General features: G+C 61.2%; 25 protein-coding genes. 9 read left to right on the top strand and 16 right to left on the bottom strand.

Annotated features, from left to right (window positions below; all coding sequences use genetic code 11):
• Nucleotides 1-5 precede the first annotated feature (5 nt).
• From ACIPY2_RS11350 to ACIPY2_RS11295, 12 genes are all read right to left on the bottom strand, one after another.
• Nucleotides 6-425 (bottom strand): 4'-phosphopantetheinyl transferase superfamily protein, encoded by a 420-nt coding sequence (locus tag ACIPY2_RS11350; protein ID WP_400266485.1) that lies wholly within the window; start codon nt 423-425, stop codon nt 6-8.
• Nucleotides 426-699: 274 nt separating this feature from the next.
• Nucleotides 700-1587, bottom strand: coding sequence for a DNA-3-methyladenine glycosylase family protein (locus ACIPY2_RS11345; protein ID WP_400266484.1), 888 nt, complete (start codon nt 1585-1587; stop codon nt 700-702).
• Nucleotides 1578-2771, bottom strand: coding sequence for a beta-ketoacyl synthase N-terminal-like domain-containing protein (locus ACIPY2_RS11340; protein WP_400266592.1), 1194 nt, complete (start codon nt 2769-2771; stop codon nt 1578-1580). Before ACIPY2_RS11340 ends, ACIPY2_RS11345 begins: the two co-directional genes overlap by 10 nt.
• Nucleotides 2771-4054, bottom strand: coding sequence for a beta-ketoacyl-[acyl-carrier-protein] synthase family protein (locus tag ACIPY2_RS11335; RefSeq protein ID WP_400266483.1), 1284 nt, complete (start codon nt 4052-4054; stop codon nt 2771-2773). Before ACIPY2_RS11335 ends, ACIPY2_RS11340 begins: the two co-directional genes overlap by 1 nt.
• Nucleotides 4047-4316, bottom strand: a complete 270-nt coding sequence (locus ACIPY2_RS11330; protein ID WP_400266482.1) for a hypothetical protein — start codon at nt 4314-4316, stop codon at nt 4047-4049. Before ACIPY2_RS11330 ends, ACIPY2_RS11335 begins: the two co-directional genes overlap by 8 nt.
• Nucleotides 4317-4450: 134 nt before the next feature.
• Entirely contained in the window at nt 4451-5257 is an 807-nt protein-coding gene (locus ACIPY2_RS11325) for a cyclase family protein (protein ID WP_400266481.1), read from the bottom strand.
• A complete protein-coding gene (locus ACIPY2_RS11320) occupies nt 5238-6458 on the bottom strand; it encodes an FAD-dependent oxidoreductase (protein ID WP_400266480.1) in 1221 nt (406 codons plus the stop codon). Before ACIPY2_RS11320 ends, ACIPY2_RS11325 begins: the two co-directional genes overlap by 20 nt.
• The gene (locus tag ACIPY2_RS11315) at nt 6451-6924 is read right to left on the bottom strand and encodes an SRPBCC family protein (protein WP_400266479.1); all 474 of its coding nucleotides are present in this window, start codon (nt 6922-6924) and stop codon (nt 6451-6453) included. Before ACIPY2_RS11315 ends, ACIPY2_RS11320 begins: the two co-directional genes overlap by 8 nt.
• A complete protein-coding gene (locus tag ACIPY2_RS11310; protein WP_400266478.1) occupies nt 6914-7351 on the bottom strand; it encodes an SRPBCC family protein in 438 nt (145 codons plus the stop codon). The genes ACIPY2_RS11315 and ACIPY2_RS11310 overlap by 11 nt, the downstream gene beginning before the upstream one ends.
• Nucleotides 7348-7839, bottom strand: a complete 492-nt coding sequence (locus ACIPY2_RS11305) for an SRPBCC family protein (RefSeq protein WP_400266477.1) — start codon at nt 7837-7839, stop codon at nt 7348-7350. The genes ACIPY2_RS11310 and ACIPY2_RS11305 overlap by 4 nt, the downstream gene beginning before the upstream one ends.
• Nucleotides 7836-8081 (bottom strand): acyl carrier protein, encoded by a 246-nt coding sequence (locus ACIPY2_RS11300; protein WP_400266476.1) that lies wholly within the window; start codon nt 8079-8081, stop codon nt 7836-7838. Before ACIPY2_RS11300 ends, ACIPY2_RS11305 begins: the two co-directional genes overlap by 4 nt.
• 18 nt (nt 8082-8099) lie before the next feature.
• Nucleotides 8100-9503, bottom strand: coding sequence for a coproporphyrinogen-III oxidase family protein (locus ACIPY2_RS11295; protein WP_400266475.1), 1404 nt, complete (start codon nt 9501-9503; stop codon nt 8100-8102).
• Between the two features lie 648 nt (nt 9504-10151).
• On the opposite strand from ACIPY2_RS11295, the gene ACIPY2_RS11290 reads away from it, so the two are divergent.
• The gene (locus ACIPY2_RS11290; protein ID WP_400266474.1) at nt 10152-11600 is read left to right on the top strand and encodes an MFS transporter; all 1449 of its coding nucleotides are present in this window, start codon (nt 10152-10154) and stop codon (nt 11598-11600) included.
• 39 nt (nt 11601-11639) lie between these two features.
• Here ACIPY2_RS11290 and ACIPY2_RS11285 read toward each other — a convergent pair whose 3' ends face one another.
• The 3 genes from ACIPY2_RS11285 to ACIPY2_RS11275 all read right to left on the bottom strand — a co-directional run bounded on the left by ACIPY2_RS11285 (nt 11640) and on the right by ACIPY2_RS11275 (nt 13210).
• Complete coding sequence (locus ACIPY2_RS11285; protein WP_400266473.1) at nt 11640-12038, bottom strand: MarR family winged helix-turn-helix transcriptional regulator; 399 nt, start codon at nt 12036-12038, stop codon at nt 11640-11642.
• A 592-nt stretch (nt 12039-12630) separates the two neighbouring features.
• Nucleotides 12631-13038: a HipA N-terminal domain-containing protein gene (locus tag ACIPY2_RS11280; protein WP_400266472.1), complete on the bottom strand. Its 408-nt coding sequence runs from the start codon at nt 13036-13038 to the stop codon at nt 12631-12633.
• Nucleotides 13031-13210, bottom strand: a complete 180-nt coding sequence (locus ACIPY2_RS11275) for a helix-turn-helix transcriptional regulator (protein WP_400266471.1) — start codon at nt 13208-13210, stop codon at nt 13031-13033. The genes ACIPY2_RS11280 and ACIPY2_RS11275 overlap by 8 nt, the downstream gene beginning before the upstream one ends.
• 271 nt (nt 13211-13481) lie before the next feature.
• Between ACIPY2_RS11275 and ACIPY2_RS11270 the strand changes: the two genes are divergently transcribed.
• The 8 genes from ACIPY2_RS11270 (at nt 13482) to ACIPY2_RS11235 (ending at nt 23677) form a co-directional block, all read left to right on the top strand.
• Nucleotides 13482-14033, top strand: a complete 552-nt coding sequence (locus ACIPY2_RS11270) for an SRPBCC family protein (protein WP_400266470.1) — start codon at nt 13482-13484, stop codon at nt 14031-14033.
• 1 nt (nt 14034) lies between these two features.
• On the top strand, nt 14035-14457 hold the full coding sequence (locus ACIPY2_RS11265; protein WP_400266469.1) for a hypothetical protein: 423 nt from the start codon (nt 14035-14037) through the stop codon (nt 14455-14457).
• Nucleotides 14454-15623, top strand: coding sequence for a cation:proton antiporter (locus ACIPY2_RS11260; protein ID WP_400266468.1), 1170 nt, complete (start codon nt 14454-14456; stop codon nt 15621-15623). Before ACIPY2_RS11265 ends, ACIPY2_RS11260 begins: the two co-directional genes overlap by 4 nt.
• 40 nt (nt 15624-15663) lie before the next feature.
• Nucleotides 15664-16281, top strand: a complete 618-nt coding sequence (locus ACIPY2_RS11255; protein ID WP_400266467.1) for a hypothetical protein — start codon at nt 15664-15666, stop codon at nt 16279-16281.
• Nucleotides 16282-16369: 88 nt separating this feature from the next.
• The gene (locus tag ACIPY2_RS11250) at nt 16370-17086 is read left to right on the top strand and encodes a YcnI family protein (RefSeq protein ID WP_400266591.1); all 717 of its coding nucleotides are present in this window, start codon (nt 16370-16372) and stop codon (nt 17084-17086) included.
• A 98-nt stretch (nt 17087-17184) separates the two neighbouring features.
• Nucleotides 17185-17826 carry a DUF4232 domain-containing protein gene (locus ACIPY2_RS11245; protein ID WP_400266466.1) on the top strand — a complete coding sequence of 214 codons (642 nt, stop codon included), beginning with the start codon at nt 17185-17187 and terminating at the stop codon, nt 17824-17826.
• Nucleotides 17827-17895: 69 nt separating this feature from the next.
• Nucleotides 17896-22854 carry an ATP-dependent helicase gene (locus ACIPY2_RS11240; RefSeq protein ID WP_400266465.1) on the top strand — a complete coding sequence of 1653 codons (4959 nt, stop codon included), beginning with the start codon at nt 17896-17898 and terminating at the stop codon, nt 22852-22854.
• Nucleotides 22847-23677: a DNA-formamidopyrimidine glycosylase family protein gene (locus ACIPY2_RS11235; protein WP_400266464.1), complete on the top strand. Its 831-nt coding sequence runs from the start codon at nt 22847-22849 to the stop codon at nt 23675-23677. Before ACIPY2_RS11240 ends, ACIPY2_RS11235 begins: the two co-directional genes overlap by 8 nt.
• Here ACIPY2_RS11235 and ACIPY2_RS11230 read toward each other — a convergent pair.
• The gene (locus ACIPY2_RS11230; protein ID WP_400266463.1) at nt 23674-24720 is read right to left on the bottom strand and encodes a LacI family DNA-binding transcriptional regulator; all 1047 of its coding nucleotides are present in this window, start codon (nt 24718-24720) and stop codon (nt 23674-23676) included. The two genes, ACIPY2_RS11235 and ACIPY2_RS11230, sit on opposite strands and share 4 nt — an antisense overlap.
• Nucleotides 24721-25055: the final 335 nt, after the last annotated feature.

Below are 25055 nucleotides of genomic sequence, written 5' to 3'. Positions count from 1 at the left end.
TATTCCTATCTTTCTGTTCGATTTGCCGTGCACACACACGGACTCTTAAATCGCCAATCGAGTATTTGGGGCACCGTCGCGCCCTCAGGAAATGCAACCGACAACGCCAGGCCATCCATGCAGAGCGAGTGGACCGACGTTCGAACCTCCAGGGCCTCTCTAGCTGGAGAGAATTTTTGTCCCGAGATCGGGATGAGCTCCAATCCATCCCAGCGAGTCGCGAGTCCCACCCCTTTGGCCTTGGCGAGAGCTTCTTTTGCCGTCCACATCATCGCCGCGCCTGTCACATGGTCCGGCTGTCTCTTCAGCCATCTCTTTTCGGCCCCTGTTCCATGAATCTCAAAGAACACATCCAACCCCCGGCGCCATTCGGTCGCAGCTACATCGACGCCAAGGAATCTAGCCGCGGCAACTGCTATTGCCATAGTGCTGCCGGAGTACGACCAACTAATGACGAATTCACCAAAGCGCTGCAATATCCCAACCTCAGGAGCGAAGTCCCGCGGCGCACTGATACTGACCGCGCTGCGAGGTATGTTCATCGACTCGGCCACAACATAAGCCGCCAAATCGTGACCTGCCTCTGAGCGCTGCCGCCGCGACACATGGCCCCGCCGGTCGAAGAGACGTTGGACATTCAGGCAATCAAGATGCTTATCCCACTGGCATACGACTACATGGATTTCGTCGGCGCCCAGCCTACGCAAATGCCCTCAGATAATGCCCCCAGTAACCGCGCCACTCACCGTACCGATCGGCCAAGCGTTGGAACTCTGCTTCATCGACTGGCCGCCCGTACACCCTCGATGCTGCCCGCAGGGCTTCGGCGTCAGCCGGCATCCTATCCATCCGACCTAGACCTCGCACCATGAGAAACGACGCGGACCATGGCCCGATTCCAGGCAGGGAAAGAAGGAATTTCTCTACGTCATCGAAGGGCGCCTTCCGGAGGAACACCTCAGGAACTTTTGCAAACTTCTGGATCGAGCCGAACAAGTACGTTGCCTTGCGGGCATTGCCCACCAGCTGCATCCACTCCTCTTCCAACAACGTCGCGAGCTGTTCAACGGACGGAAAGGCAACAAGAGTCTTGCCATCGACCTCCACAACATTGCCGAACCGAGCCACGATGCTGGCCTTCATCTTCTTTGCTAACGCCATCGGAACACGTTGGGCCAGGATGGCCCAACAAAGATGCTCCCCAGGAGACGGAATCTTCACCTGATGATAGCCACGAGCCCGCCGAATCAAATTGCCGAATGGGCCGTCTCCCTCTGCGAGCGAATATAATTCAGCCACATCATCGTCCAAGCTCAAGTAAAACGTGACTCGGTCTAGCAACTGATCGGCGGTGTGATCGTCAATCTCAGCCTCCGAAATCAATCTGACCTCAAGATCTCCACCAGCCTTCTGGCTCACATCAGCGGCAACAGTCTGATCGCCAATCCGCCAGGCCTTCACCATCCGGTTTGGTTCCGTGATCTGCTCACCCAGCGTGGCAGGAAATCGGCAAAGAAATCCCGAACTCATCTCAAGAGAAAAAGGTTTTGTCGGAGATACCGTTGTCGTTCTGACGTTCATGCGCATGGCTCATTTCTTCCATGTTGGGTGGATTTGGACATTCGAACAATGACAGAAGCGGCCTGGCCGAGGCCGTCACTACCGTTCACCATGACCCCAGTAAGTGGCTTCGCGATTCGCCCGGCAGAAATGTGCGTACCTTTGCTGGGCTGCTTTGGCCTTCCTAACGTCGAGACCACCGCTTGCTTCTGAAGAGAAAGGCAAGCCACTACAACTGAAGTGAGAAACGAAGCAGCGATTGCGTTGCCATAGCGAGTGGACGGTGCGCTTATGGTGAAGTTCGAGGCAAGAGAATCGGTGATAGCCGAAACTCCTGCGTACTCAGCGGCGTCTGCTTCAAGGCTGGCACGCCCGTCAAGATAGATGTGTTCAATCGAGACGCCGTCCAATGCCCGCACAGACTTCTCCATACTTTCGCTGAATCCGTTGCCGAAAGCCAGGCCCTCGAGCCACACCTTGGATTCTGCCGACGAATTGGCGTCCGCACGCTGGAGCACAATCGCGGCGGCACCTTCCCCAAGCACGGTACCGTCAGCGAGCTCGCCGAAAGCAGAGTACGACCCGTCCTGGGAGACGATCCGTCGATCCTGCCAGGCCATGTGAACAACCGGCGTAAGCGGCGCCTCCGCTCCAACGACGACAACGATGTCCAGGTCTCGGGCTTCCAGCGCCAAATGCGCTTGCTGCAGCGCGATCGCGCCACTCAGATTTTCGCCGGAGAGGGTTTTGCTGTAGCCACGAATGCCAAGCGCGATTGAGATCTCACCCTGCGCTGCAGTCGGGAACCAGGCTGTCGCAACATAGGGGTTGATCGCGTGCAGCGAGTCATCTGCGTACATTCGTCGTAGCATGGGCTCCACATACGCCCACCCTCCCGTCCCATTCGCCACGATCAGTCCAATACGGTCGCGGTTCGCGTCATTTATCTCAATGCGCGCATTTCGAAGTGCCTCGCGCACCGCGGACATCGCCAGCAATACGAATCTATCAACGCGCTTCGTATATCTCGTGGTGTAACCGTGATCGATCGACTGATCAGCAACGCGCGCTGCATTGAACGGAGGATAATGTTCATCACCCTCGGTCACCTCAAACACAGAAGTGGTCGAATCGAGACCGGCCCAGAACGAAGGGAGAGTGCTTCCCAAGGGATTCGCGATGCCCGCGCCAACTACACAACCGATAGCCATCAATGGCCCTCACTTTCATACGACCTGAGGACAATGCTCGAGTGAATTCCAGAGAAGCCGCTACTCGATTTCAAAACACAGTTGATCTCCGCTGAACGAGACACATTGGCCACAACATCCAAGTCGCATCTTGGATCTTGTCGGTTCAGATTGATGGTGGGCGACAGGATTGAATTCCTCATCGCCATGAATGAAGAAATAACCTCTATACTGTTTGCCGCCGCAAGACTGTGTCCGGTCTGGGACTTATTCGAGGTAACCGGAATCTCTCGGGCACGATCTCCAAAAAGGGCGTGGAACGCGTTACTCTCCGCAACATCGTTCAGTGGTGTGCCCGACCCGTGGGCGTTGATGAAATCAACCGCGTCGGGGTGAATCCCCGCGTCATCCATCGCGATGCGTGAGGCACGGACAATAGGGTTCCCGTCCTCCGGGATGCTTGTCATGTGGTACGCGCTGTTTACGCTGCCATACCCGCCTATTTCTCCGTAGATCTGCACGCCCCTGTTCAGAGCGCTTTGGAGTTCCTCAAGAACTAGCACGCCTGCGCCCTCAGCGAGAACAAATCCGTCCCTAGACTCATCGAACGGCCGGCTCGATCCGGCCGGATCGTAGTTCCGTCGCGACGTTGCGTTGATCTGGCTGAATGAACCAACGACTAGCGGCGTAATGGGCGCCTCACACGACCCTGTCACGATAAGGTCTAGGCCGTTGTACTTGATCGCTCTGTATGCCCAACCGATAGCGTCAACGCCACCAGTGCAGCCGGTCGCAATCGTCCCGTACTGCGCGGGGACGCCAAGCCATTCTGCGACGCTCGCACTCGCCGATACAAAACTGAACTCGTTCGTCCTAGGCCGCTTTGTTCCAGATCTAGCGTAGGGCCGTCGACCTCCATCGGTCCAAGCCTTGAACCGGGCCTCCATGCGCGTGATGTGCGAGATCGCCGTGGCAATGTAGACCGCCGCTCGGTCACCCCAGAGTTCGCCCAATTCGTCAGGGTCGATTGCCGCATCCAGGACGGCTTCCTTCGCCGCCGCCCGAGCAAGATGAACGTTGCGGTCCTCCCCTGCCCAATCGTCCAGGCTCTCGCGGAGCGTGGGCCCACCTTGCCAACAGTCAGCGACTCCAGCCACACGACTCATAGTCTCGGGGATATCGAACTCATCGATTGCGCGGATCCCCGAGAGTCCTGCGATGCTGTTGTTCCAGAATTCTGGCACGGATGCGCCAAGTGCATTGACGGTACCGAGACCTGTCACAACTACCCTGCGTTCAGGCATTTGCAGCTCCTTTGGCGATGAGCGCCTCCAACTTCGAAAGTTCAGACGACATCCTTTCTTCCTGGGCACATCGTTCTTCTTCGGTTTCCGCCGAAAGGAGACAGACATGGAAGCAAACCACCGTTGAGTCGCCGACAGGCACCAGCTCAAGTCTCGATGACTCCTCCTTGCCACGGATAAGCGATCGGATAAAGACACTGCAGAACATGCCGGTCTGGACAATCTCAACCCTGCAGCGAACCTCGCCGATATGTGTGGACATGCTTGTCCAGATTCCGGAAGTCGGCCCTGCGGCCTTGAAGAACGAAGTCCATTCAGGCAGCAGCTCAGTTCGCCCGAGCGATGCTAGGACATCGGGAATTGACCGGGAGAACTCGCGCACCGCAACGCAACACTTCATCGTTCGTCTTCTCCATTCAGAATTGCGACAACTCTTGTCCATCCAGCACCCGCGTCTTTGAGTTTCACGGGGAAGCAGGCAACGGTGAATCCAGAAGATCTGCCGATGGCCTCCAAATTGGCCAGCCTCTCGATGTGGCAATACTCTCGCTGGCGTCCGTAGAAATGTGCAGGCCAGAGCTCACTCTGGCCGCCGCCTTCGCTATAGTTCTGAAGCATTTGATGAAACGGCCTGTCGAAGCCGAAGCTGTCGATGCCAATTACCCTGACTCCGCGTTCGACCAAATAGGCCGTCGCTTCGCGTGACATTCCACGAAAATCGGTGAAATAGGACGGCTTACCCCACAGCTTCGCCGCGCCGGAGTCGATGAGCACAATCTCGTGCGGCGTCAAGACGTGACGGATCCTTTCGAGCTCCGCGGCGACCTCATCCGCTGAAATCGGACCGTCACCGACCGAACAGTCCAAGAGAACGCCCGGGCCAAAGAACCAATCAAGCGGCATCTCATCGATATTTCTCGCTCGGCTGCCCGCCGTCGTGGGACCAAAATGCGAGGGCGCATCCACGTGCGTACCGCTGTGGCTGGTGATCTTTACGTACTCGATAGTTAGCCCTGCTTCGTCCGGAAAGTCGGCACGTGTCAAACCTCCAGCCTTTCCGAGGATGTCGGCGCCTGCACCGTGCGAAACGTATTCGATCTCTACAGGGACAGGTTCACTGACGGTCGGCTCGGTTGTGACACTCAGGTCTATGAATTGCAAAAATATTCTCCTGTTTGAGGCGTTATGCGCTGAAATTGTCACGGGCCGACTGAACCATGTCGAACAATTGACCGTCATCGCCCGAATTGGAGGGCCGTATCGAACCGGTCCTAGTTACGGCCGCAGCAAGAGGCACGAACCACGGAAGGTGCGGATCAACAAAGGCTCGTGCTGGCAGATAGGGTCGTGCTGTGGCAGCGCGTTGGCGGATCTCATCCAGCGCGATCATAAGTGTCGCCGCGTAGGACGAATCGTGGACGCCGTCCGTCAGGAGGTCCGCCACGACGCCGCTCGCGATCTCGCCGGACACGACCGCAAACTCGAATCCTCGATCGAAGAACGGGTCGGCGAACGCAACGGCGTCTCCTATCACCACGTGACGCGGACCGAGGGGAACTTCGGACGTGTATTCGGCGTTGATCGGTCTGAGGTAGGGGAGCTTTCGCTCGGCCTGGCTCAGAGCAGATTCCAACCTCGGTATCTCGTGAACCACATCTGCGAAAGTTTCCTCGGGAGAAGATCTGAGCGCTGCTTTCGAGCCGCACGAGACGACGGCGCCAACGCTCACACGACCCTGGGCTACTGGAATCACGAAGACGTAACCATCAGGAACCTCAACGAGCCGCATCGTCGCCGACTCCGTCAGCTCGTTTGACTCGGACCATGTGAAATGGCTGAAGACCCCAACGCGATCATCCAGAGTTTTCCCAAGCTTGATCCAGTCGCGTGCTCGGCTTAGGAAGCTCATCTTGCCCGACGCGTCAACGACAACCCTTGCCGTGTAGGTTTGCCCTGTGCTGCCACCGATTTGCACTGTCACCGGCGAATCCCCACCATCGAGACCACTCACCTCCAGCACCGGAGACATACAACGGACGTCGAGTCCACGACGGATTGCTTCTGCCCGCAATGCCGCATCCAGCTCACTCCTGGAGACTCGGACCGTGCTCGCACCGTCATCACCGAACGAGCTCAAGTCGAGTCGAGTCCTTGTGACGAAATTGTGGTCCATGAATTCAACACGAGTCGACTTCCACTTCGCGGCCTGCAAGTTCACGCCTGGAAAATTGCGGTTCACGATGCAGTCAAGACCAGGAATCGTCTCTGGAAGCTTCGCGCTCACCAGCGCATCTCGCTCAAAGACGGCGCAGCGGTAGCCTGCGTCGTTAAGCCGCATTGCTGCGGTCAGCCCCGCCGGCCCAGCACCAATGACGATGACATCGAAATCGACCGGCTCAGTCATGCCGACCCCCTGCATCGGAGAAGTGGCTTGAGAAGGACGCCAGAATGGCGTCTACCCGACTCTGAAAAGAGTCTGCAAATGCATCTGCGTTCCACTGACGTTTCAGACTGGAATCGTCGAACCTGTCCTTCATAGCGAACCGTCGGGTTGCGGTCACTACGGTTCCGTCCGGGTGATGCGCGAAATCCCAACTCCCCGCGTGTTGCCGCATCATCGGAGGAGGGTTCGGAGTGAAGAAGCGTATTAACGATTCCTCGTAGCGAAACCGAACTGTCCGGACACGCTCATCGAGCCCGTCCCGATTCACTGTCATCCAGAATTCCTGATGCACTCCGTCGTCGTACTCAATTTGGATCTGGTCCATCGGCGACCAAACCCTCTGCCAAGCGGCCGCGTCCCAAAACAGCGCTGATACCGCGCGAAGGTCAGCAGGCACGACGCTTGAGCATTCAAACTCACGAATCACGTTCGATTGCCCCCTTGAACGAGAGGAGGTTCAATTCGAGAAATCCAGCAAGGCGTGTACGAAAGGCTTCAGTAGAGGAAGGATCGGGATCGACGAGTTCCACGTTTCTCGTTGCGCGGACGGCCGTCCGGTTACTATCCAGGGCGTCAAAGTTCCAGACGCCACTCATCGCTAGTACGCCCGGCGGCGGCGTCATCTGGAAAAGCTCTAGTTCCCGGGGTGCGCGGTGATAGCGGACGCCCCGCACAGTCTCATCCCCGCCGGGACGGGTAACGGTCATCGTGAACTCCTCGTTGTAGCCGTCGAAGTACAAGACTTCAACGGCCTTCGTGTCAACAAGCACGGAGGGCCAGCGCTTCAAGTCAGCGAACCATTCGAATACCAGTTCAATCGGCGCATCGATCTCGACGCGCGCCTCGACGGTCACTCGCCACCCCCAAGGACACGATTCCAGCCGGCCAGCGCAAGCCGCGAATGGTCCCCGAGAATCGTCTCGATGTGTCCGGGAATTTCGAGTTCATCCACCATAGGGAAAGCAACAGCTGCCCCGCTAGGATCGATATTCCACACATGCGTGACAGATACGTGTGTGCCAACGTCGCACGTCTGGAACCGCCAGATTCCGCCGTGGTTAGTCAGGTACTTCGGCGGGACCGGCTGGAACCACTCGATCTCGCCGTCGCGACAGTTGCGAACCGAACGCACGCGCACCTCATTCCCATCTGAGTTGACGACCATGAGAAACTCCTGATACTGACCATCGTCGTATAGGACTTCAATCTCTTGAACATGCGGGAGATGATTCGGCCAATCCCCCATTTTGTGCAGAGCGCTAAAGGCCTCAGTAACACTGCACGCAATGTCGAGGCTTTGCGTACAGCGATATTCGAATGCATCGGTTTCATCGATTCTCACGCGATTTTCCTCTCAGCAAGATCGTTCGAAAACTTGACGACATCCGAAAGAAGAACAAAATCCTTGAATCGCGACGTGTGAGTTCCCGCCGTTCGACCGTGCGTCTCTTCGAGCAACGCGATCATTTCAACGAGTTCCTGAGAGTCCATACCGAGGTCTTCCCGAAGGTCAGTGCAATCGCTTAGGTCGTTGATGGGGATCTCAAGTGTGGCAAATACGGCAATAACAGTCTCTGGAAGCATTTTTATAATTCCTTGTTCTTAGGCAAGCCAGGTCGACTTGTCGCCGCTAAAGAGATCGACCATAGGGGAGTTCATGGACCAGTGAGGGGTCCTGGCGGCCGCGCTGTTGCCCCAATACTTGTCGTTCGTGAACTCGAGTGCGACGTTCATGTGAAAGTCCTGACCTAGCTCGGTGAGGTCCAGCCTTTTTTCACTCAATGTCGCAAGACCGCGGTTGAGCAGCTTGTCCGTCTCCGCGGCGAAGTCCTCCACGAAGGAAGAACCGAACCGCGCGGAGTACGCATCAAGGTCGACACCGAGGTAATGGAGGGTGTTGAGCACGTAGTGCTCCTTGACTCCACGCTCGTCAAGCCGGTCGGAAGCCGCGGTTATGTAGTATTCGCCTCGCTCTACAGAGCTGATGTAGCCGGCCACGTCCTTCGCGCTCCCGAAGCGGGTGCCGTTGGAGAAACCGTAGGCTCCTGGCCCGACCCCTAGTACATCCGAAGCGTTGCCGAAGTTCCACTTGTTGTAAACGCTCTCCGATCCGACTGTCGCGAAGTGATCGAACATGTACATATTGAAACCAGCGTCGGCCGCGCTCTCCACGAGATCCATGTACATCGACTTTACGTATGCCGATTCTTTATCCACGGGCGGCGGCACTCGGCCATCCAGAATGAACTTTTTCTGCGGGGTGCCTTCATGAATTCGGTAGAGATAAGTGGTGAGATGATTTACATTCAGGTCCTTTAGCTTCGAAAGATCTTCCTTCCAAACTTTGCGAGTATGCCCTGGCATGTTGTACATCATGTCGAGTTGCACGTTGTCGAAGCCACGCTGTTGAAGCCGACCGATGACGTCTGCGCTCTGCGCGGCCCCGTGTGGCGAACCGATCACTTTCAGAACCTCAGGATCAAATGACTGCACCCCGAGGCTGATCCGAGTAATCGGGGAAGCAACCACGAAGTCCAGTTTCTCGTCGTCGTAGTCTCGCGCATTGCCCTCGAGTGTTATCTCGCAGTCGGCGGCCAGGGGAAAGTTCTTCGCGATCGTATCTGTGATTCGCCTCAGATTCGCAGTCTTTAGGACCGAGCCTGTACCGCCACCGATGTACACCGCACGGAGGCTTCCAGACTTCCATCGAGGCTCTTGGGCCCAGCGTTCGAGATCAGTCACCAGCGCGTCCGTGTAGCGCTGCTCCTTGTCCCGCGTGTCGTGGATCGAGAGCAGTTCAATGAAGTACGGGCACGAATGGCACCGGATCCGGCAGAACGGCACCGACACATACAGGACATAGTCGCCCCCAACATTGGTGAAGCCGAGATGGTTCTCCGCAAGGTCTGTTCCCACTTGGTTCTCCCAGAGTGTCGGCGGGTAGAGAACGAATGGGTTTGTGTACTTCTGCGGATACGGCGCCGCAGCGGGAGCATGCAAGGTCAAGGTTATGAATCTCCTCGGTTAGGTGGAACGGTCCGTGTCCCAATGCCCTCGACAGGAGAACGAACCAAACGAAAGCCCAGGTCAAGCATGTGTTCCAGACCCGAGCGATAGTCGCTTTTGGTTGACTTTAGCTTAACTTTGCGCGCAAAGTGTTAATCATGATTCCCCTCGCCACTGCTTCCGCGACTTCCACTGCGCACCCGTCCGGGTTCTACGCCCGGTGGGTTGATCTGCCGGGCCATCCGTCTTGGAGCTCGAACGTGATCTCCATGGAAGCTCCCGCCCCGCTTCGCGTCGGGACTCGCGGTTTGCTTCGCCCGAGGAAGGGACCGCCCTCGAAGTTTGTTGTCTCGGCTTTAGTTCCTGATCGCATCTATGAGGACACCACGTTGCTCCCGGGCGCACGTCTGGTATTTAGACATGAAGCCACAGAGAGTGACGGGCGGACAGAACTGCTTGCAACCGCCACGGTGGTCGGACTCATCGCTTTTCTCTGGGCGGCAATCCTTCGCCAGGACATTTCGACGGGCCTTCAGCGCGACTTAAATGCACTAGTTGCAATCGTAGAGACGACCTCGGCTCCGCAGTCCGAAACCTAAAGTTCAACGACCGGCACACCATTCGCTATTCGCCACGAACGGAATTCCCTTGCAAAACCGTGTTCTTGTAGTTTTTGTGTTACTACTCGCGTCGTTTATGGATCTTCTTGATTCGACAATTGTCAACGTCGCTTTGCCCGCCATTCAGTCCGACCTGGGCGCAAGTCCGGAACAACTCGAATGGACAGTCAACGGCTATGTCCTCGCTTTTGCCGTCCTCCTCATTTCCGGCGGTCGCCTTGGGGACATCTTCGGCAGAAAGAAGACGTTCATCGCGGGAGTAATTGGCTTCACGTTGGCTTCGGCGCTCGGTGTCGTCGCTGCGAACGCAGACATCCTGATTGGAGCTCGAGTTGGCCAAGGCGCTTTCGCAGCGTTGATGATCCCGCAGGTCCTTTCCATGATCCAGGTACTATTCGAGCCAAAAGAACGCGCGGGAATGCTCGGTGCGCTCGGTGCAGTCTCTGGTCTGGCCGCTATCGCGGGCCCCTTGGTCGGCGGTGCACTCGTATCCGCAGATCTATGGGGCTTCGGGTGGCGAAGCATCCTTGTGATCAACATTCCCGTGGGCGTAATACTGTTGGTCGCTTCAGCCATCTCTATGCCTGATTCAAAATCGCCGAAAGCAGTACGCCTCGATCTGCTTGGCTTTGCACTCGCTACGTCGGCACTGTTACTTGCCGTCTTTGCTCTCATCGAGGCAAGATCCGCAAACTGGGCACCTTGGATCTGGGCGATGTTCGTCGCCGCCGCAGTCCTCATCGTCGCGTTTGTCGGTTATCAGCGCCGAGTTGAATCTGACGGCGGCACTTCCCTAATGCCCCTGGAACTATTTTCGAGCCGCGGATACTCCGCAGGCGTGGTCGCTCAGCTCTCTTTTGCGGCTTCAGTTGCCGCCTTCATGATCGTCACGAGCCTCTACCTCCAACTCACGCTGGGGTTCAGCGCTATGGAAACCGGTCTTGCGACACTTCCCTTCGCCGTCGGTGCTTTCATTGGCAGCATTGTTGCGGTGCAGCTCGGCCCAAGGCTCGGGCGAACGCTGATCCTGTTTGGAGCTGCCGCTCAAATTGCGGGCTATTTCTGGGCTTCTCGAACTGTGGCCGATATGGGCCAGGCGCTGCACGGAAGCGATCTCCTAATCCCTTTGGCGATCGCCGGAGCCGGGCTGACCTTACAAGTTGTGCCTCTGACCGATCTCACTTTGTCCAGCGCACCTGTCGCCCACGCTGGCGCTGCATCAGGAGTCTTCAACACGTTCCAGCAGGTCGGTACAGCACTAGGCGTCGCGCTCGTAGGTGTCATCTATTTCTCCCCTACGGGAGGAACAGGTACGTCGATCGACGCGTATGTCGGGGGGATGTGGGTCCCGCTAGTAGCACTCTGTGTTTCCGCCCTCGCGTGCACGTTGCTTCCGGGTGTCGCCGCGGCTAACACGTACCGCTCCGAAGTTGAGGCTGCTGAGAGCGCTGAAGATCGGGAAGTTGCCGCGACCTAGTGGTCACCGCGAATCGTCGGGGGTGGCCATATTGTTTCCCTACTCCGATTCGTCAGCCGTGCCTAGATGTAGAGTGCGGAGCTGCTGCAAGAACAAACTCCTGGTCGACGCAATCCTGTGAAAGAACTCTTCATCTACCTTCTCGACCACTACGACCGCTTCGTTTACCAGCCTCCCCCCAGCGGGGGTCAATGCCAGCTCCCAGGCACGACCGTCGGTGGGGCTACGGGTTCTCCGAAGTAGCTGTCGAGACTCAAGGGCACGGACCACTTGGGACGTCATCGCCTCATCGAGATGCGCAAAATGGACGACGGTTCTCTGGGTTACGACCGAGTCTTTGCTCAGCCACCCGACTGCGGCCAAGATAACAAACTGTACATGCGTCAAACCAAACGGTTTCAGTGCGCCCCGCTGCCTGGACTGCCATTGATTTGTCACTTGCCAGAGAAGAAGCCCGGCGCTCTCATCAGGTTCGTGACTCTGGGCCGATAGATCGATCTTTCCACCTGCTTACCAAAGCATCGTTGCGCAAACCGTGGGCGCGTCATTTTCTAGGGCTCATCGAAGATAGCACCGGGAGGACGCCCGCGTCGACTGACGTGTGTCAAGTCCCAGCCTCGGACGAGTGGAGCGATTCGACCGCCGCGCTCGGGGCCGACGGTAGCTTTTGTCGCCAAACCCCCGCTGGTGCGCTGCATGCCATCAGATTCAGGCCCGACCAAAGGGATGGGTTGTCCCAGTCCCGATCGCCGTACATGAGCAACGGACGGTATCGCCCAGAGTTCAGCTATGCGCGTACTGGGCCGACGGGGACTCACTCAGCACTTAGAGTGCGCAATACAGGCGAAAATAGCGGCTGACAGCGTAGAAATTCCGGAGCTCGCTGCTGTCGGGCCGTGGAACAACTCCGTCGTCGCTCGATGCTGTATTAGTAATTTCTAAACTTGCCGTCACTGCCTCGTAGAACGGCCCTGGTTCCCGTGTTTGAAGGGAACCAGGGCCCTTCTCTTTGCCTGGTTACGGCTTGCACTCAAAGCCGGCGGAAAAGAGTCAGCCTAACGATTAGGGTTTCCTGCAGGCGCCGGCAAATCGATAATCGCCACTGCTGACCGCTGTTTTCACTATATGTTGCACCCCGACGCGCGTGCCGCCGAGTACGGGTACCAGCTGATCGGTCCCGGACCCATCTGCGGTGCGCAAAGGATATTCCAGGTCCGCGGGCCAACAATGCCGGCAGCGCGCCGTTCGGGGATTCGACAGGATCGTGCGCGAAGGTCAGCGTACTTGCAATGGGATTGGCGCCAGAGGCCGCGTAACCGGGAGCATAGGTGAAGAGCACGCTCCCCGGCTCTGTGCGTTCCAGATGGCCGGCCAACATCCCCGACTTGTACACATCCGCGGTGCGGACAAACTTCAGATGTGCCAGATCCTCAGCCATCAAGTGTCACCAGGCGCAGACCGACAGCATTGGCAGCCGCGACAACCGTCAGGAGCGAAGGGTTGCCCGTTCCGGTCTCGATGGCGTGGACGGTTCTGGCAGACGCACCAATGAGGTCAGCGAGGGTGCCCTGGGTGATACCGGCCGTTTTCCGGGCATGCCTGATGCTCACACCAATTGCCTTTACGTCATCCATTGATCCGACCATTTCTGAAATATGTTGCCGATTCGGCACCTTACAGGCCCCACCCTGCCCTATCTGAACAAAATACGCAACATATTTCCGAAAAGCCGTCTTTGCCCGTCGAGCGGACCTTTCCTGAACGAAATCGGCAACATGCTTCCGTTTTTCAAGTTGGTAGTTGCCACAGGCCACCCGGCGGTACATTATTCACGGATGCCACAAGGACACCCTCGGAGCCGCACGGACCGTGGAGGCAACAATGGCCGGGTCAACCAGCAAGACAGGCAAGAGCACCGACTACGAGTTCCAGACGGTATGGCGGGTTGCCGGGACGCGTGAGGAAGTTGTGGACGTGCTCGGGGACGCCGGCACATTGAAGCAGTGGTGGCCGGCCGTGTACCTCGACGTCACACCGGCTCCCGGGGCGGAGGGTTCCTACGATCTGCACACCAAGGGGTGGCTCCCCTATACCCTTCGTTGGAGGCTGACCCCTACGGAGCCGGCAACAGTGGACGGCTTCGCCCTCACCGCAAAGGGCGACCTCAACGGAACCGGCCGCTGGACCTTCGAAACGGACGGCCCGGAAGTAGTCATCACCTATGACTGGCATGTCAGCACGGCCAAGCCCCTCCTCCGCAGGTTGAGCTGGCTCCTCAAACCGCTGTTCTCGGCAAACCACCACTGGGCCATGGCGCGGGGTGAGGAAAGCCTGAAACTTGAGCTCCGCCGTCGTCGTTCAACCACAGGCACGGCCAACGTGCCGGCACCTCCGGGCCCGACGTTCACCCGCAAAAAGCGGGAAGTCCGCTGAGATGCCGGGCGAGCCAAAGAGCAGTGTCCTGTGGCTCCCGGAGCCGGAGGAACAGGACTACCCCGCAGCGGCGGACTACCTGTTCATGCTGACGTCGGAGGACGGTGTGGCTCAACTGGTGGAGTCCCTCAGGAAGGCTTCGATCATTCATCGGAAAGCGAAGGACATCCTCCGCGCTTCGAGACTCACGCTGCTGCCCATGGACAACGCGCACGTGGCGTCGGACCTGCGCAAGATCCGGAACGGCAAGCAACTCTCCCCCGTGCTTATGGTCCGCGGGGATCTCTCCCAAGGCATACCGGCACAAGTCGTTGACGGGTACCACCGCGTTTGCGCCAGTTACTACACGGACGAGAACACGGACATTCCACTCAAGCTGGCGGATCCCCTGCCCCAGCAAAAGCTTGTCCAAGACAACCCGTGACTTTCCTTCAGCTCTCCCTGATTTCGGCGGTGGCCCTCCTGGGGCCACTGCTCGCGTTGCCCAGGAAATGGCATCTGCCGGTAGTCCTCGGACAGCTCCTGGCGGGAATCCTGATCGGCCGCACCGGACTTCAGCTGGTGGATCCAGGTGACCCCACTTTCACGCTCATGGCCGACATCGGTTTTGCGCTGATCATGTTCGTGGCCGGAACGCACGTCCCCGTCCGCGATAAGGAGATACGGGCGGCACTCGGCAGCGGCGCCGCCAGGGCGGCGATCGCGGCGTTGCTGGGGGCCGCGACGGGGATCGGCATTGCCATGCTTTTTGGAACCGGCCACGCGCCTCTCTACATCGTCTTGCTGGCTTCGTCCTCGGCCGCCTTGGTGTTGCCGATCGTGGACTCGTTGAAACTCGGTGGGCCCAAGGTCCTCACCATGACAGCCCAGGTGGCCATCGCGGACATCGCCTGCATTGTTGCCTTGCCGCTGGCCGTCGATCCACCGAATGCGGGACGTGCGGCCATCGGCGCCGCGGTGGTGGCCCTGTGCGCGTTGGCGCTGTTCTTCGTGCTCCACGCCCTCGAACGCAGCGGCACGCGGGGCCGCCTCCACGATGTTTCCGAGGACCGCAAGTTCGCCTTGGAACTGCGAATTCAGCTGGCCTTGTTGTTTGCCCTGGCAGGCATCGCAACCCAAGGCCACGTCTCGGTGATGCTGGCGGGCTTCTCGTTCGGCCTGGCCGTGGCTGCGGTGGGCGAGCCGCGGCGCCTGGCCCATCAGCTCTTCGCCGTCACCGATGGCTTCCTCGGTCCTGTCTTCTTTGTCTGGCTGGGCGCTTCCCTCAACCTCAACGACCTCGGCAGCAATCCCGGCATGATCCTGCTGGGACTCTGCCTTGGCTTCGGCACACTGCTGGTCCACTCGTGCCTGCGTTTGTTGGGCCAGCCACTTCCCCTGTCCGTCTTATCGGCGTCGCAACTCGGGGTTCCCGTTGCCGCCGCTACGGTGGGATCGCAACTGCATCTCCTGCTGCCGGGCGAAGGCGCCGCCATGATCCTTGGGGCGCTCATCACCATCGCCGCCAGCGCACTGGCTGGACGGACAGCGGCCGCATCGGCATCCGTAACGAAGCCATCCAGGAACGGCACGGCAACGAACTCCCGATAGAATCGAATGTCGCAGCCAGGCCGAACAGAGGGAGGAAACCGTGCGCACCACGCAGCCCCGGTCTCCCTTCCATGCTTTGCGCTCCGTTGCCATGGCTGCGGTGATCGTCCTTTTGGCGGCAGGCGCGCACGTCCTGGGCGGCGGTTTGCTGCCCGCGCTTCCTGTTTTCGCGGCCCTGCTTGCCCTCACCGGACTTGCAGCGACGCTCGCGACGCGCTTCAAGCTGAACTTCCCGGCGATGACCGTCCTGCTCGGGGGAAGCCAGCTCGCGCTCCACGAGGCCTTCACGGTTTTGGCACCGATTGACGCGGCTGCCCCTACGGGACCCCACCACTCAGGCTCAGAGATGCTGGCCCCCGTTTTGGATCCGGCTGCCCACATCCACGAGTTGGGCACCGCGGCAGGCGCCCTGATGTTCGCGGCCCACGTGGTTGCCACCATCGGGTCCGCGGCGGCACTGGCCAAGGGTGAGGACGCCCTGTGGCAACTCGCTGCATGGCTGCGCCCCCTGGTCGCCCTGCCCACGTTGATTTTCAAGCCCGACGCCGGTGCCACACCTCCCGCTGCCGGCACCCCGGACGTTTTCATCCCGCGCCCTTGGCGGAATCTTAGGCAAGACAGCCGCCGCGGCCCACCGGCCGCCGTCGTACTTCCCTAGTTCCGCCCGGCACCGCCTCTTCCTGGTGACGGGCTCCAATCCCGTACCCGCGCCCGTTTCGGGGCGCACCCTGAAAGGCATTCCCATGATGAAGTCCGCCCTCCGCCGCACCCTGTCCGCAACCGCCGTGGCCGGTGGCACCGCCGCCCTGATGATGGCTGGCCTGGCCGGAGCCTCGGCGCACGTCGGCGCCGACCCCAACAAGACGGCAGCAAACTCTTACGCCCTTGTCACGTTCGGCATCCCCCACGGCTGCGACACTTCCCCCACCACCAAGGTGACCATCAACCTTCCCGAGGAATTGACCGACGCCCAGCCCACGGTCAACCCGAACTGGACGGTCGAGAAGGTCACTGAAACCCTGGCCGCGCCCAAGAAGCTCGACGACGGAACCTCCATCACGAAGCGCACCAGCCAGATCGTCTACACCGCCAAGACGCCCTTGGATCCGCACCTGCGCGACGCGCTCGTCCTGTCGGTCAAGCTTCCTGACGCCGCGGGCAAGACCATCTACTTCCCTACGCTGCAGACGTGCGAGCAGGGCCAAACCGACTGGTCGGAGATCCCGAAGGATGGTCAGTCCGAAGACGACCTGAAGTCGCCCGCGCCGTCGGTGACCATCACCGCTGCCGATGCGTCCGGTGACCACCACGGCGCCACTACGGCCGCCACGGAACAGGCTTCTTCGGTGACCGATGACGGCTCTGCTGCCCGCAGCTGGGCAGGCCTCATCGCGGGTCTCGGTGGTTTGGTCCTGGGTGCTATGGCACTCTTCCGCGGCCGCTCCGCCAAAACAGCCAAGTAAGCGGGCTGGCGCCCGGAAGATCACGATCCGGGCGCCAATCGCTTCTCGAGGCCGTGGCTCGATTGACTCGGGTCACGGCCGCGGCAAGGCTGGTGCCCATGTGGACTCAGCGCATTAAAACCGGACTTTTGACGACGACGGCGGCTGCCTCGCTGCTGCTGGTGGCTGCCTGCGGGCCGAGCCCGAGCCCCGCTGGAACGAGCAGCGCTCCGCCCACTTCGTCATCACCTTCGCCGTCGCAATCCTCGACGTCGGCATCGCCTTCAGCTTCCACCTCGTCTTCTCCCTCGGCACCGGAATCCTCTGCGGCGCCGGTCGGGACCGCCCAGTGCAAGGCGGGTTCGCTGACCGTCACCACCGACTCAACCGGTGGGGGCGCTGCGGGCAGCATTTACGAGAAGCTGATCCTGACAAACTCGGGCTCCGCGCCCTGCACCCTCGAGGGCTTTGCCGGCGTTTCGCTGACGGCCGATGCCAACGGCGCGCCCATCGGCGAACCTGCAGCCCGCGAAACCACGGTTCCGGTCACCAAGATCGAGCTGGCACCGGGCAAGGCTGCCTGGGCTGAAATCCGCTATACACAGGCTGGCAACTACGGCGACTGCACCAAGGTCGCGGCCGCGGGCTACCGGATCTACCCGCCGGGGGACACGGCGTCGTTGTTCGTTCCCGAGCCGCACGATGCGTGCAGCAACGCGGGCATCAAGCTCCTGACGATTACGGCCTTCCAAGCGGTCTAAACGTGTCCCCGGGGCCCGGACCTGATAGCGCACGCTTATTATGTCCGGGCCTTGGGGCATGATGGAGGAATGCAGGAGCAGCAGGCGTCCACAGGCGCCATGAGCCGTTTCAGCCAGGCAACCAGGGAATGGTTCCTCGGCGCGTTTTCCGTGCCCACCCCCGCGCAGGAGGGTGCTTGGAATGCCATCTCCTCGGGTTCCCACGCCCTCGTGGTGGCGCCAACGGGCTCCGGCAAAACCCTCGCTGCCTTCCTGTGGGCACTGGACCGTCTGCATTCGACGCCGGCGGAAACCTTGCCCGGCCTGGAAGAAGTACCGGCGGGCAAGCGCACCCGGAAGCCCAAGACCAAGACCCGTGTCCTCTACATCTCCCCGCTGAAGGCCCTTGGCGTGGACGTGGAGCGCAACCTCCGCTCACCGCTTATCGGAATCACGCAAACCGCCAAGCGTTTGGGTCTCCCGGCACCCCTGGTTACGGTCGGGGTCCGTTCGGGAGATACGACGGCGGCAGACCGCCGTACACTCTTGAGCAATCCACCGGACATCCTCATCACCACACCGGAATCCCTGTTCCTCATGCTGACGTCCCGGGCCCGGGAAACTCTCAGCGAAGTGGACACCGTAATCATCGATGAAGTCCACGCCGTGGCGGGAACCAAACGAGGCGCCCACCTTGCGGTTTCACTGGAACGCCTGGATGCTTTGCTGCCCAAGCCGGCCCAGCGCATCGGGCTCTCGGCAACCGTGCAGCCCCGCGAGTTGGTGGCGCAGTTCCTGGCAGGGCAGGCCCCTGTGGAGATCGTCGCTCCCCCTTCCAAAAAGAACTGGAACCTCACGGTGACAGTGCCTGTGGAGGACATGTCGGACCTGCAGGGCGCCGCGGGCGCTTTCGATTCAGGACCGGCCTCCGGGCTGCAACCCCAGGCCTCCATCTGGCCCCACGTGGAGGAGCAGATCGTCGATCTTGTCCTTTCCAAGCAATCCACCATCGTCTTTGCCAACTCGAGGCGCCTGGCCGAACGCCTGACCGCCAGGCTCAATGAGATCTACGCCGAACGGCAGCTCCTTGCCGAGGTCGGATCCCATTGGGACGAACCGGCGGGAGCCGACGGCGCAGGCGATTGGGGCCCTGCGCCCGGTCCAACCGAGGACGCTGCCACAGCGTCCTCACCGGCAAAGGTCCCGGTTTCCACGGCAACTCCGGCCCACATGATGGCGCAAGCAGGAAGTTCGGCAGGGGCCGACCCCGTGTTGGCCCGCGCCCACCACGGCTCAGTGTCCAAGGACCAGCGAGCCCTGATCGAGGACGACTTGAAGTCCGGCCGCCTGCGTTGTGTTGTTGCCACATCGTCCTTGGAACTGGGCATCGATATGGGCGCGGTTGACCTTGTGATCCAAGTTGAGTCCCCGCCATCCGTAGCCAGCGGCCTCCAACGCGTGGGCCGCGCCGGCCACCAGGTGGGCGAAATCTCCGAGGGTGTCCTCTTCCCGAAGCACAGGGCCGACCTTCTGCACACCAGCGTCACCGTGGAACGGATGCTCAGCGGGCAGATCGAACGGCTCAGTATTCCCACCAATCCCCTGGACATCCTGGCCCAGCAGACAGTTGCAGCCACTGCGCTGGGCAGCATTGATGTTGAAGAGTGGTTCAGCACGGTTCGCCGTTCTGCACCTTTCGCCAGCCTCCCACGTTCCGCTTTCGAAGCCACGCTGGACCTGTTGGCCGGCCGCTATCCCTCCGACGAGTTTGCCGAGCTGCGCCCGCGCATTGTGTGGGACCGGCATGCGGGAACCATCGAGGGCAGGCCCGGATCGCAACGCCTGGCGGTCACGTCCGGCGGAACCATTCCGGATCGGGGCCTGTTCGGTGTGTACATCATCGGCACGGAGGTTGAGGGGACAGGGTCTTCGGGTGCCGCGGACGGTGACGGTCCCAGCCCTTCGGCCCGGGCGGCCAAGGGAGGCCGTCGGGTCGGCGAACTCGATGAGGAGATGGTCTACGAGTCCCGGGTGGGCGATGTCTTCGCACTCGGTGCCACGAGTTGGAAGATCGAGGACATCACGCACGATCGCGTCCTGGTGTCCCCCGCGTTTGGCCAGCCCGGCAAGCTGCCGTTCTGGAAGGGCGACTCCCTGGGACGCCCGGTTGACCTGGGCCGCGCGTTGGGAGCGTTCATCAGGGAACTGTCCGCTGCGGATCCTGCCCCCGCCATGGAACGCTGCCAAGCCAGCGGTTTGGATGCGTTCGCAGCCGGCAACCTGCTGCAGTACCTCGAAGAGCAGAAGCAGGCAACGGAAGTGGTCCCGAGCGACCGCACCCTGGTGGTGGAGCGCTTCCACGACGAACTTGGCGACTGGCGGGTAGTGCTGCACAGTCCCTTCGGTATGCCTGTCCACGCGCCGTGGGCACTTGCAGTGGGCCAACGCCTCCAGCAGCGCTACGGCTTGGACGGCTCCGCCATGGCAGCGGATGACGGCATCGTGCTGCGGGTGCCCATGATGGAGGACGAGCCACCGGGCGCTGAGCTCTTCCTCTTCGACCCCGAAGAACTCGAGCAGATCGTCACGTCAGAGGTAGGCGGCAGCGCCCTCTTTGCCTCGCGGTTCCGCGAGTGCGCCGCGCGTGCGCTCCTCTTGCCTCGGCAGAACCCCGGCAAGCGCCAGCCTTTGTGGCAACAACGCCAGCGTTCGGCCCAGTTGCTCGATGTCGCCAGGAAGTACCCGTCGTTTCCCATCGTGCTGGAAACGGTCCGTGAATGCTTGCAGGATGTGTACGATCTCCCGGCTCTAAAGGACATCGCGGCCTCCGTTGAGCGCCGTGAGCTGCGGATCGTCCAGACCACCACACAGCAGCCTTCGCCCTTCGCCAAGTCATTGCTGTTCGGGTATGTGGCCCAGTTCCTCTATGAGGGCGACTCCCCCTTGGCTGAACGGCGCGCAGCCGCACTGGCCCTCGACTCCACACTCCTGAACGAGCTCCTGGGCCGGGTGGAACTGCGTGAACTCCTGGACGCCGCGGTCATCGACACCACCGAAAAGGAACTGCAGCGGCTGGTTCCCGATCGTCGGGTCCGCGGGATGGAAGGAATCGCGGACCTGCTGCGGCTGCTGGGCCCGCTCAGCGTGGATGAAGTGGCCCAGCGCCTGCAAGGCCCGGAGCAGTCGGAAGGCACTCCGGCTTCCGGCAGTCCGGCCGAGGCAGAGCAGCACCTTCTGGCCCTCCAAAAAGCCAACCGCGCGCTCAAAGTGACCATTGGCGGCGTCGAACGTTTCGCCGCGGTGGAAGACGCGGCCCGCTTGCGCGACGCCATCGGCGTCCCGCTGCCGATGGGTGTTCCGCTGGCCTTCATCGAGCCGGTAAACGATCCGCTGGGAGACCTCGTTTCGCGGTATGCGCGCACGCACGGCCCCTTCACTGCGGCCGAAGCCGCAACCAGGTTGGGCCTGGGCGTCGCGGTGGTCAATACGGCCCTGAAGCGGTTGGCAGCGGACGGCCGTGTGGTGGAGGGTGAGTTCCGCCCGCATGCTGTTGCCGCCGCACCGGAAGCGGAGACGCAAGACCCGGAGCTGATGAGCGTCGAGGCTCCGCCGTCGAGTGAATGGTGCGATGCCGAGGTCCTCAGGAAACTGCGGCGCCGCTCCCTGGCGGCACTCCGGGCCGAAGTGGAGCCGGTGGACGCCGCCGCCTACGGGCGGTTCCTGCCGGCCTGGCAGAACGTCACTGCGCCCGGAAAATCGCGGGGGCAGGCCCTTCGAGGGCTGGACGGCATCATCACAGCCGTGGACCAGTTGTCCGGGGTGCCCGTACCGGCTTCCGCATGGGAGCCCCTGGTCCTCGCCAGCAGGGTGGCTGACTATAAGCCCGCGATGCTGGACGAGCTCATGGCGGCCGGGGAACTCCTCTGGTCCGGTGCGGGTTCACTCCCTGGCAACGATGGTTGGATCAGCCTCCACATTGCCGATTCCGCTGAGCTCACGCTCAATCCTTCGCCTGATTTCGAGCCGGGCGATGCCCAAGAGCGCCTGCTGGAGTACCTCGGCGCCGGTGGCGGCTACTTTTTCCGGCAATTGACCGACGTCGCCGGCGGCATGGACGCCGTGTTGAGCGACGACGCCGTCCTTTCCGCGTTGTGGGATCTCGTCTGGGCCGGCCGGATCACCGGTGACACCTTCGCTCCCGTCCGCGCCCTGATCGCCGGGGGAAGGACGGCCCACCGGCAAGTGGCCAAGGCCCCCCGGGCGCGTGCACCGCGCATGAGCAGGCTCGGCCGCCACGGCGCCGGGCTCCTGGGCTCCCCCGGCCTGAACGGAGGCCGATACGGTTCCACGGCGGGGTCGGCACCCACCCCACCACTCGCCGTCGGACGCTGGTCCGCGCTGCCCGTGCCGGAACTGGACCCCACCATCCACGCGCGCGGCACCGCCGAGCTCTTGCTGGACCGGTACGGCGTGGTGACGCGGGGATCCGTGATGGCAGAGAACATCCTCGGCGGCTTCGGGCTCATGTACAAGGTGTTGGCCAGGTTGGAGGAGGCCGGACGGTGCCGCCGCGGATACTTCATTGAGCACCTCGGCGCCGCCCAATTTGCAGTGCCCGCCACCGTTGACCGGCTGCGCTCGTTTACTGAGGACGCGCGCATCGCCAAGCAGGAGCCATCAGCCCTTGCCCTTGCCGCAACCGACCCCGCCAATCCCTACGGTGCCGCGCTTCCTTGGCCGTCAGTGGCCGCGGACGCAGGATCGGGGCACCGTCCCGGCAGGAAGGCAGGCGCCTTGGTGGTGATGGTCGACGGCGCGTTGGTCCTTTACGTTGAACGCGGCGGGAAGACCCTGCTCACCTTCAGCCATGACGAGGCCGCACTGGGCGTAGCGGCGGAGGCTTTGGTGGGGGTTGTGCGGCGGGGTGCCGTGGACAAGCTCTTCATGGAAAAGGTCAATGGCCACGACCTCCTGGAGACCCCCATTGCTGTAGCGTTGTCAGCCGCGGGAGCGTACTCGACGCCGAAGGGACTGCGGATCCGTGCCTGAAGGTGACTCCATCTGGCGTGCCGCCCACAAACTGAATGAGGCTTTGGCAGGGCAGGTGCTTACGGCATCCGACTTCCGGGTGCCACGGTTCGCCACGCTGAACCTCGCGGGATGGACCATGACCGAGGTGGTGCCCAGGGGAAAGCACCTGCTGATGCGCTTGGTGGGACCGGAAGATACGGAACCCGGTGCCAGCCGGAAACCTCGCGCCCTCACCATCCACTCCCACCTCAAAATGGAGGGATCCTGGATGGTCTATGCTCCCGGGGGCCGCTGGACCAAGCCCGGCCATACGGCGAGGTGCGTGCTGCGCACTGCCGTTGCGGACGCCGTCGGGTTCTCCCTTGGGATCCTCGAAGTCGTGCCGACCAGCGACGAGGGCAAGATCGTGGGGCATCTTGGTCCGGACCTTCTGGGCCCGGACTGGAACGAAGAAGAAGCCCTGCAACGACTCTTGGCCGAGCCTGACGTTCCCGTGGGGTACGCACTGCTGGACCAGCGGAAGCTTGCCGGGATCGGCAACATCTACCGGTGCGATTCCTGCTTCTTGTCCGGCGTCCATCCTGCGGTCCCCGTCGGCCAGGTTCCGGATCTCGCGAAGATCGTCAACGATGCAAAGCGCCTCCTGGGCGAAAACCTCGGCCCCGGACGGCGGAGTACGTTGGGTCCCCGTGCCATGCGACCCGGCTACTGGGTGTACGGACGGACGCGCCGGCCATGCCGTCGCTGCGGCACCCCCATCCAGTACGGGCTCTTGGCCGCACCGGATGGCACTGAGGAACGGGACATCTATTTCTGCCCCCGCTGCCAGCCGGCCCCTTAGAGGGGAGGATCCCCGTCGCCCACGTGCCCGGTGGACTCCCGTGGAACAATCCTGAATCCCGCTTTGATTGTCCTCGGCGGCGTTCCCTTGCCGGTTTCCTGGATCCGGTCCACCAACAGGCCCACGGCTGTTTCCGCGATTTCCAGACGACCCGGGTCAACGCTGCTGAGCGATGGCAACGAAAAGCGGCCTTCGTCAAGGTTGTCGAAGCCCATCAGTGCGACGTCCTCGGGAACACGCAGGCCCGCCTGGGCGAGTGCCCGCAGGGCGCCAAGCGCCAGGGTGTCATTGAGGGCAAAAATTGCGTCGAACTCCACCTTGGTCCGGAGCAGGTGCTGGACGGCCTGGACACCTGTGTCCCGGCCCCAAACTCCTCCCCGTACAACGAGGGCGGGATCGAACGAGATGCCGCCCTGCTCCAGCGCCTCCGCGTACCCTCGTTCGCGGAGGCTCGCCGAACTGGCGTCGTCCTCGCCGGCTTCGGCTGCACCTATGAGGGCAATCCTTGTGCGGCCAGCGGAAAGGAGGAGCTCCACCGCAGCCCGTGCCGATGAGGTGTTGTGCATGGTCACGTGGTCCGTTGGACCACCGAAGATCCGCTCGCCCAGAAGCACCAAGGGATCGGCAGTATTCAAGACGTCCACATCCTGCTGGCCGATCGCCGCGGGGCTGAACAGCAAACCGTCGATGAAACGCATTTGTCCGCCGGAAAGTATCGAGAGTTCCAACTTACGATCGCCGTTTGTTTGCTCAATGAGGACCCTGAGCCCGCGCTTGGCGGCAGCACGGATGACGGAGTCGGCGAGTTCGGCGAAGTAAGACTCCCGAAGGGATGGAACAGCGAGCCCTATCACCCCGGTTTTTCCCGACCGCAAGCCCCGAGCGGAAAGGTTGGGACGGTAGCCCATCTCGTCCACAAGCCGCTGCACGCGTTGGCGTGTAGCGGGCCCCACTTTGGGGCTGTCATTGAGGACGTTCGATACGGTCTTGATGGAAACCCCGGCTGCCCGGGCTACATCGTGAAGCGTCGGGTTCGCGGTCATCTGAGCCTTTCCTACCCCGCAGGTTGTCCGATCGGGGCGCTGCGTCGATCATAACTTCACAATCGGACCCCCGCAGGATTTCCCTTGACGCTCGTCTGAGGCGGCCTCTAGCATTAGGTCCAACGTTGTACCAAGCAGAGTTGGTTCAGGTCTTTCAAGCGTCTTCCCGGAGCAATGACCCTCCTGGAAGCGCCCTGCTACGGCACCCCGCAGACTCAGGCCTCCGCCCACAAAATGCGGAGAACCCACACCTTTCAGGGCAGAAGGGTCGCCCCTCGTCTTGGGGTAGAACGTTGTACCAAGCACTGTCGCGATCATCCCGGTGATCTGCGGGT

It is taken from the genome of Paenarthrobacter sp. NPDC089675 (assembly GCF_044749185.1).
Classification (GTDB): Bacteria; Actinomycetota; Actinomycetes; order Actinomycetales; family Micrococcaceae; genus Arthrobacter.
The sequence above is the reverse complement of the archived record's forward strand: the minus strand, read 5'-3'. Positions and strand labels throughout refer to the sequence as shown.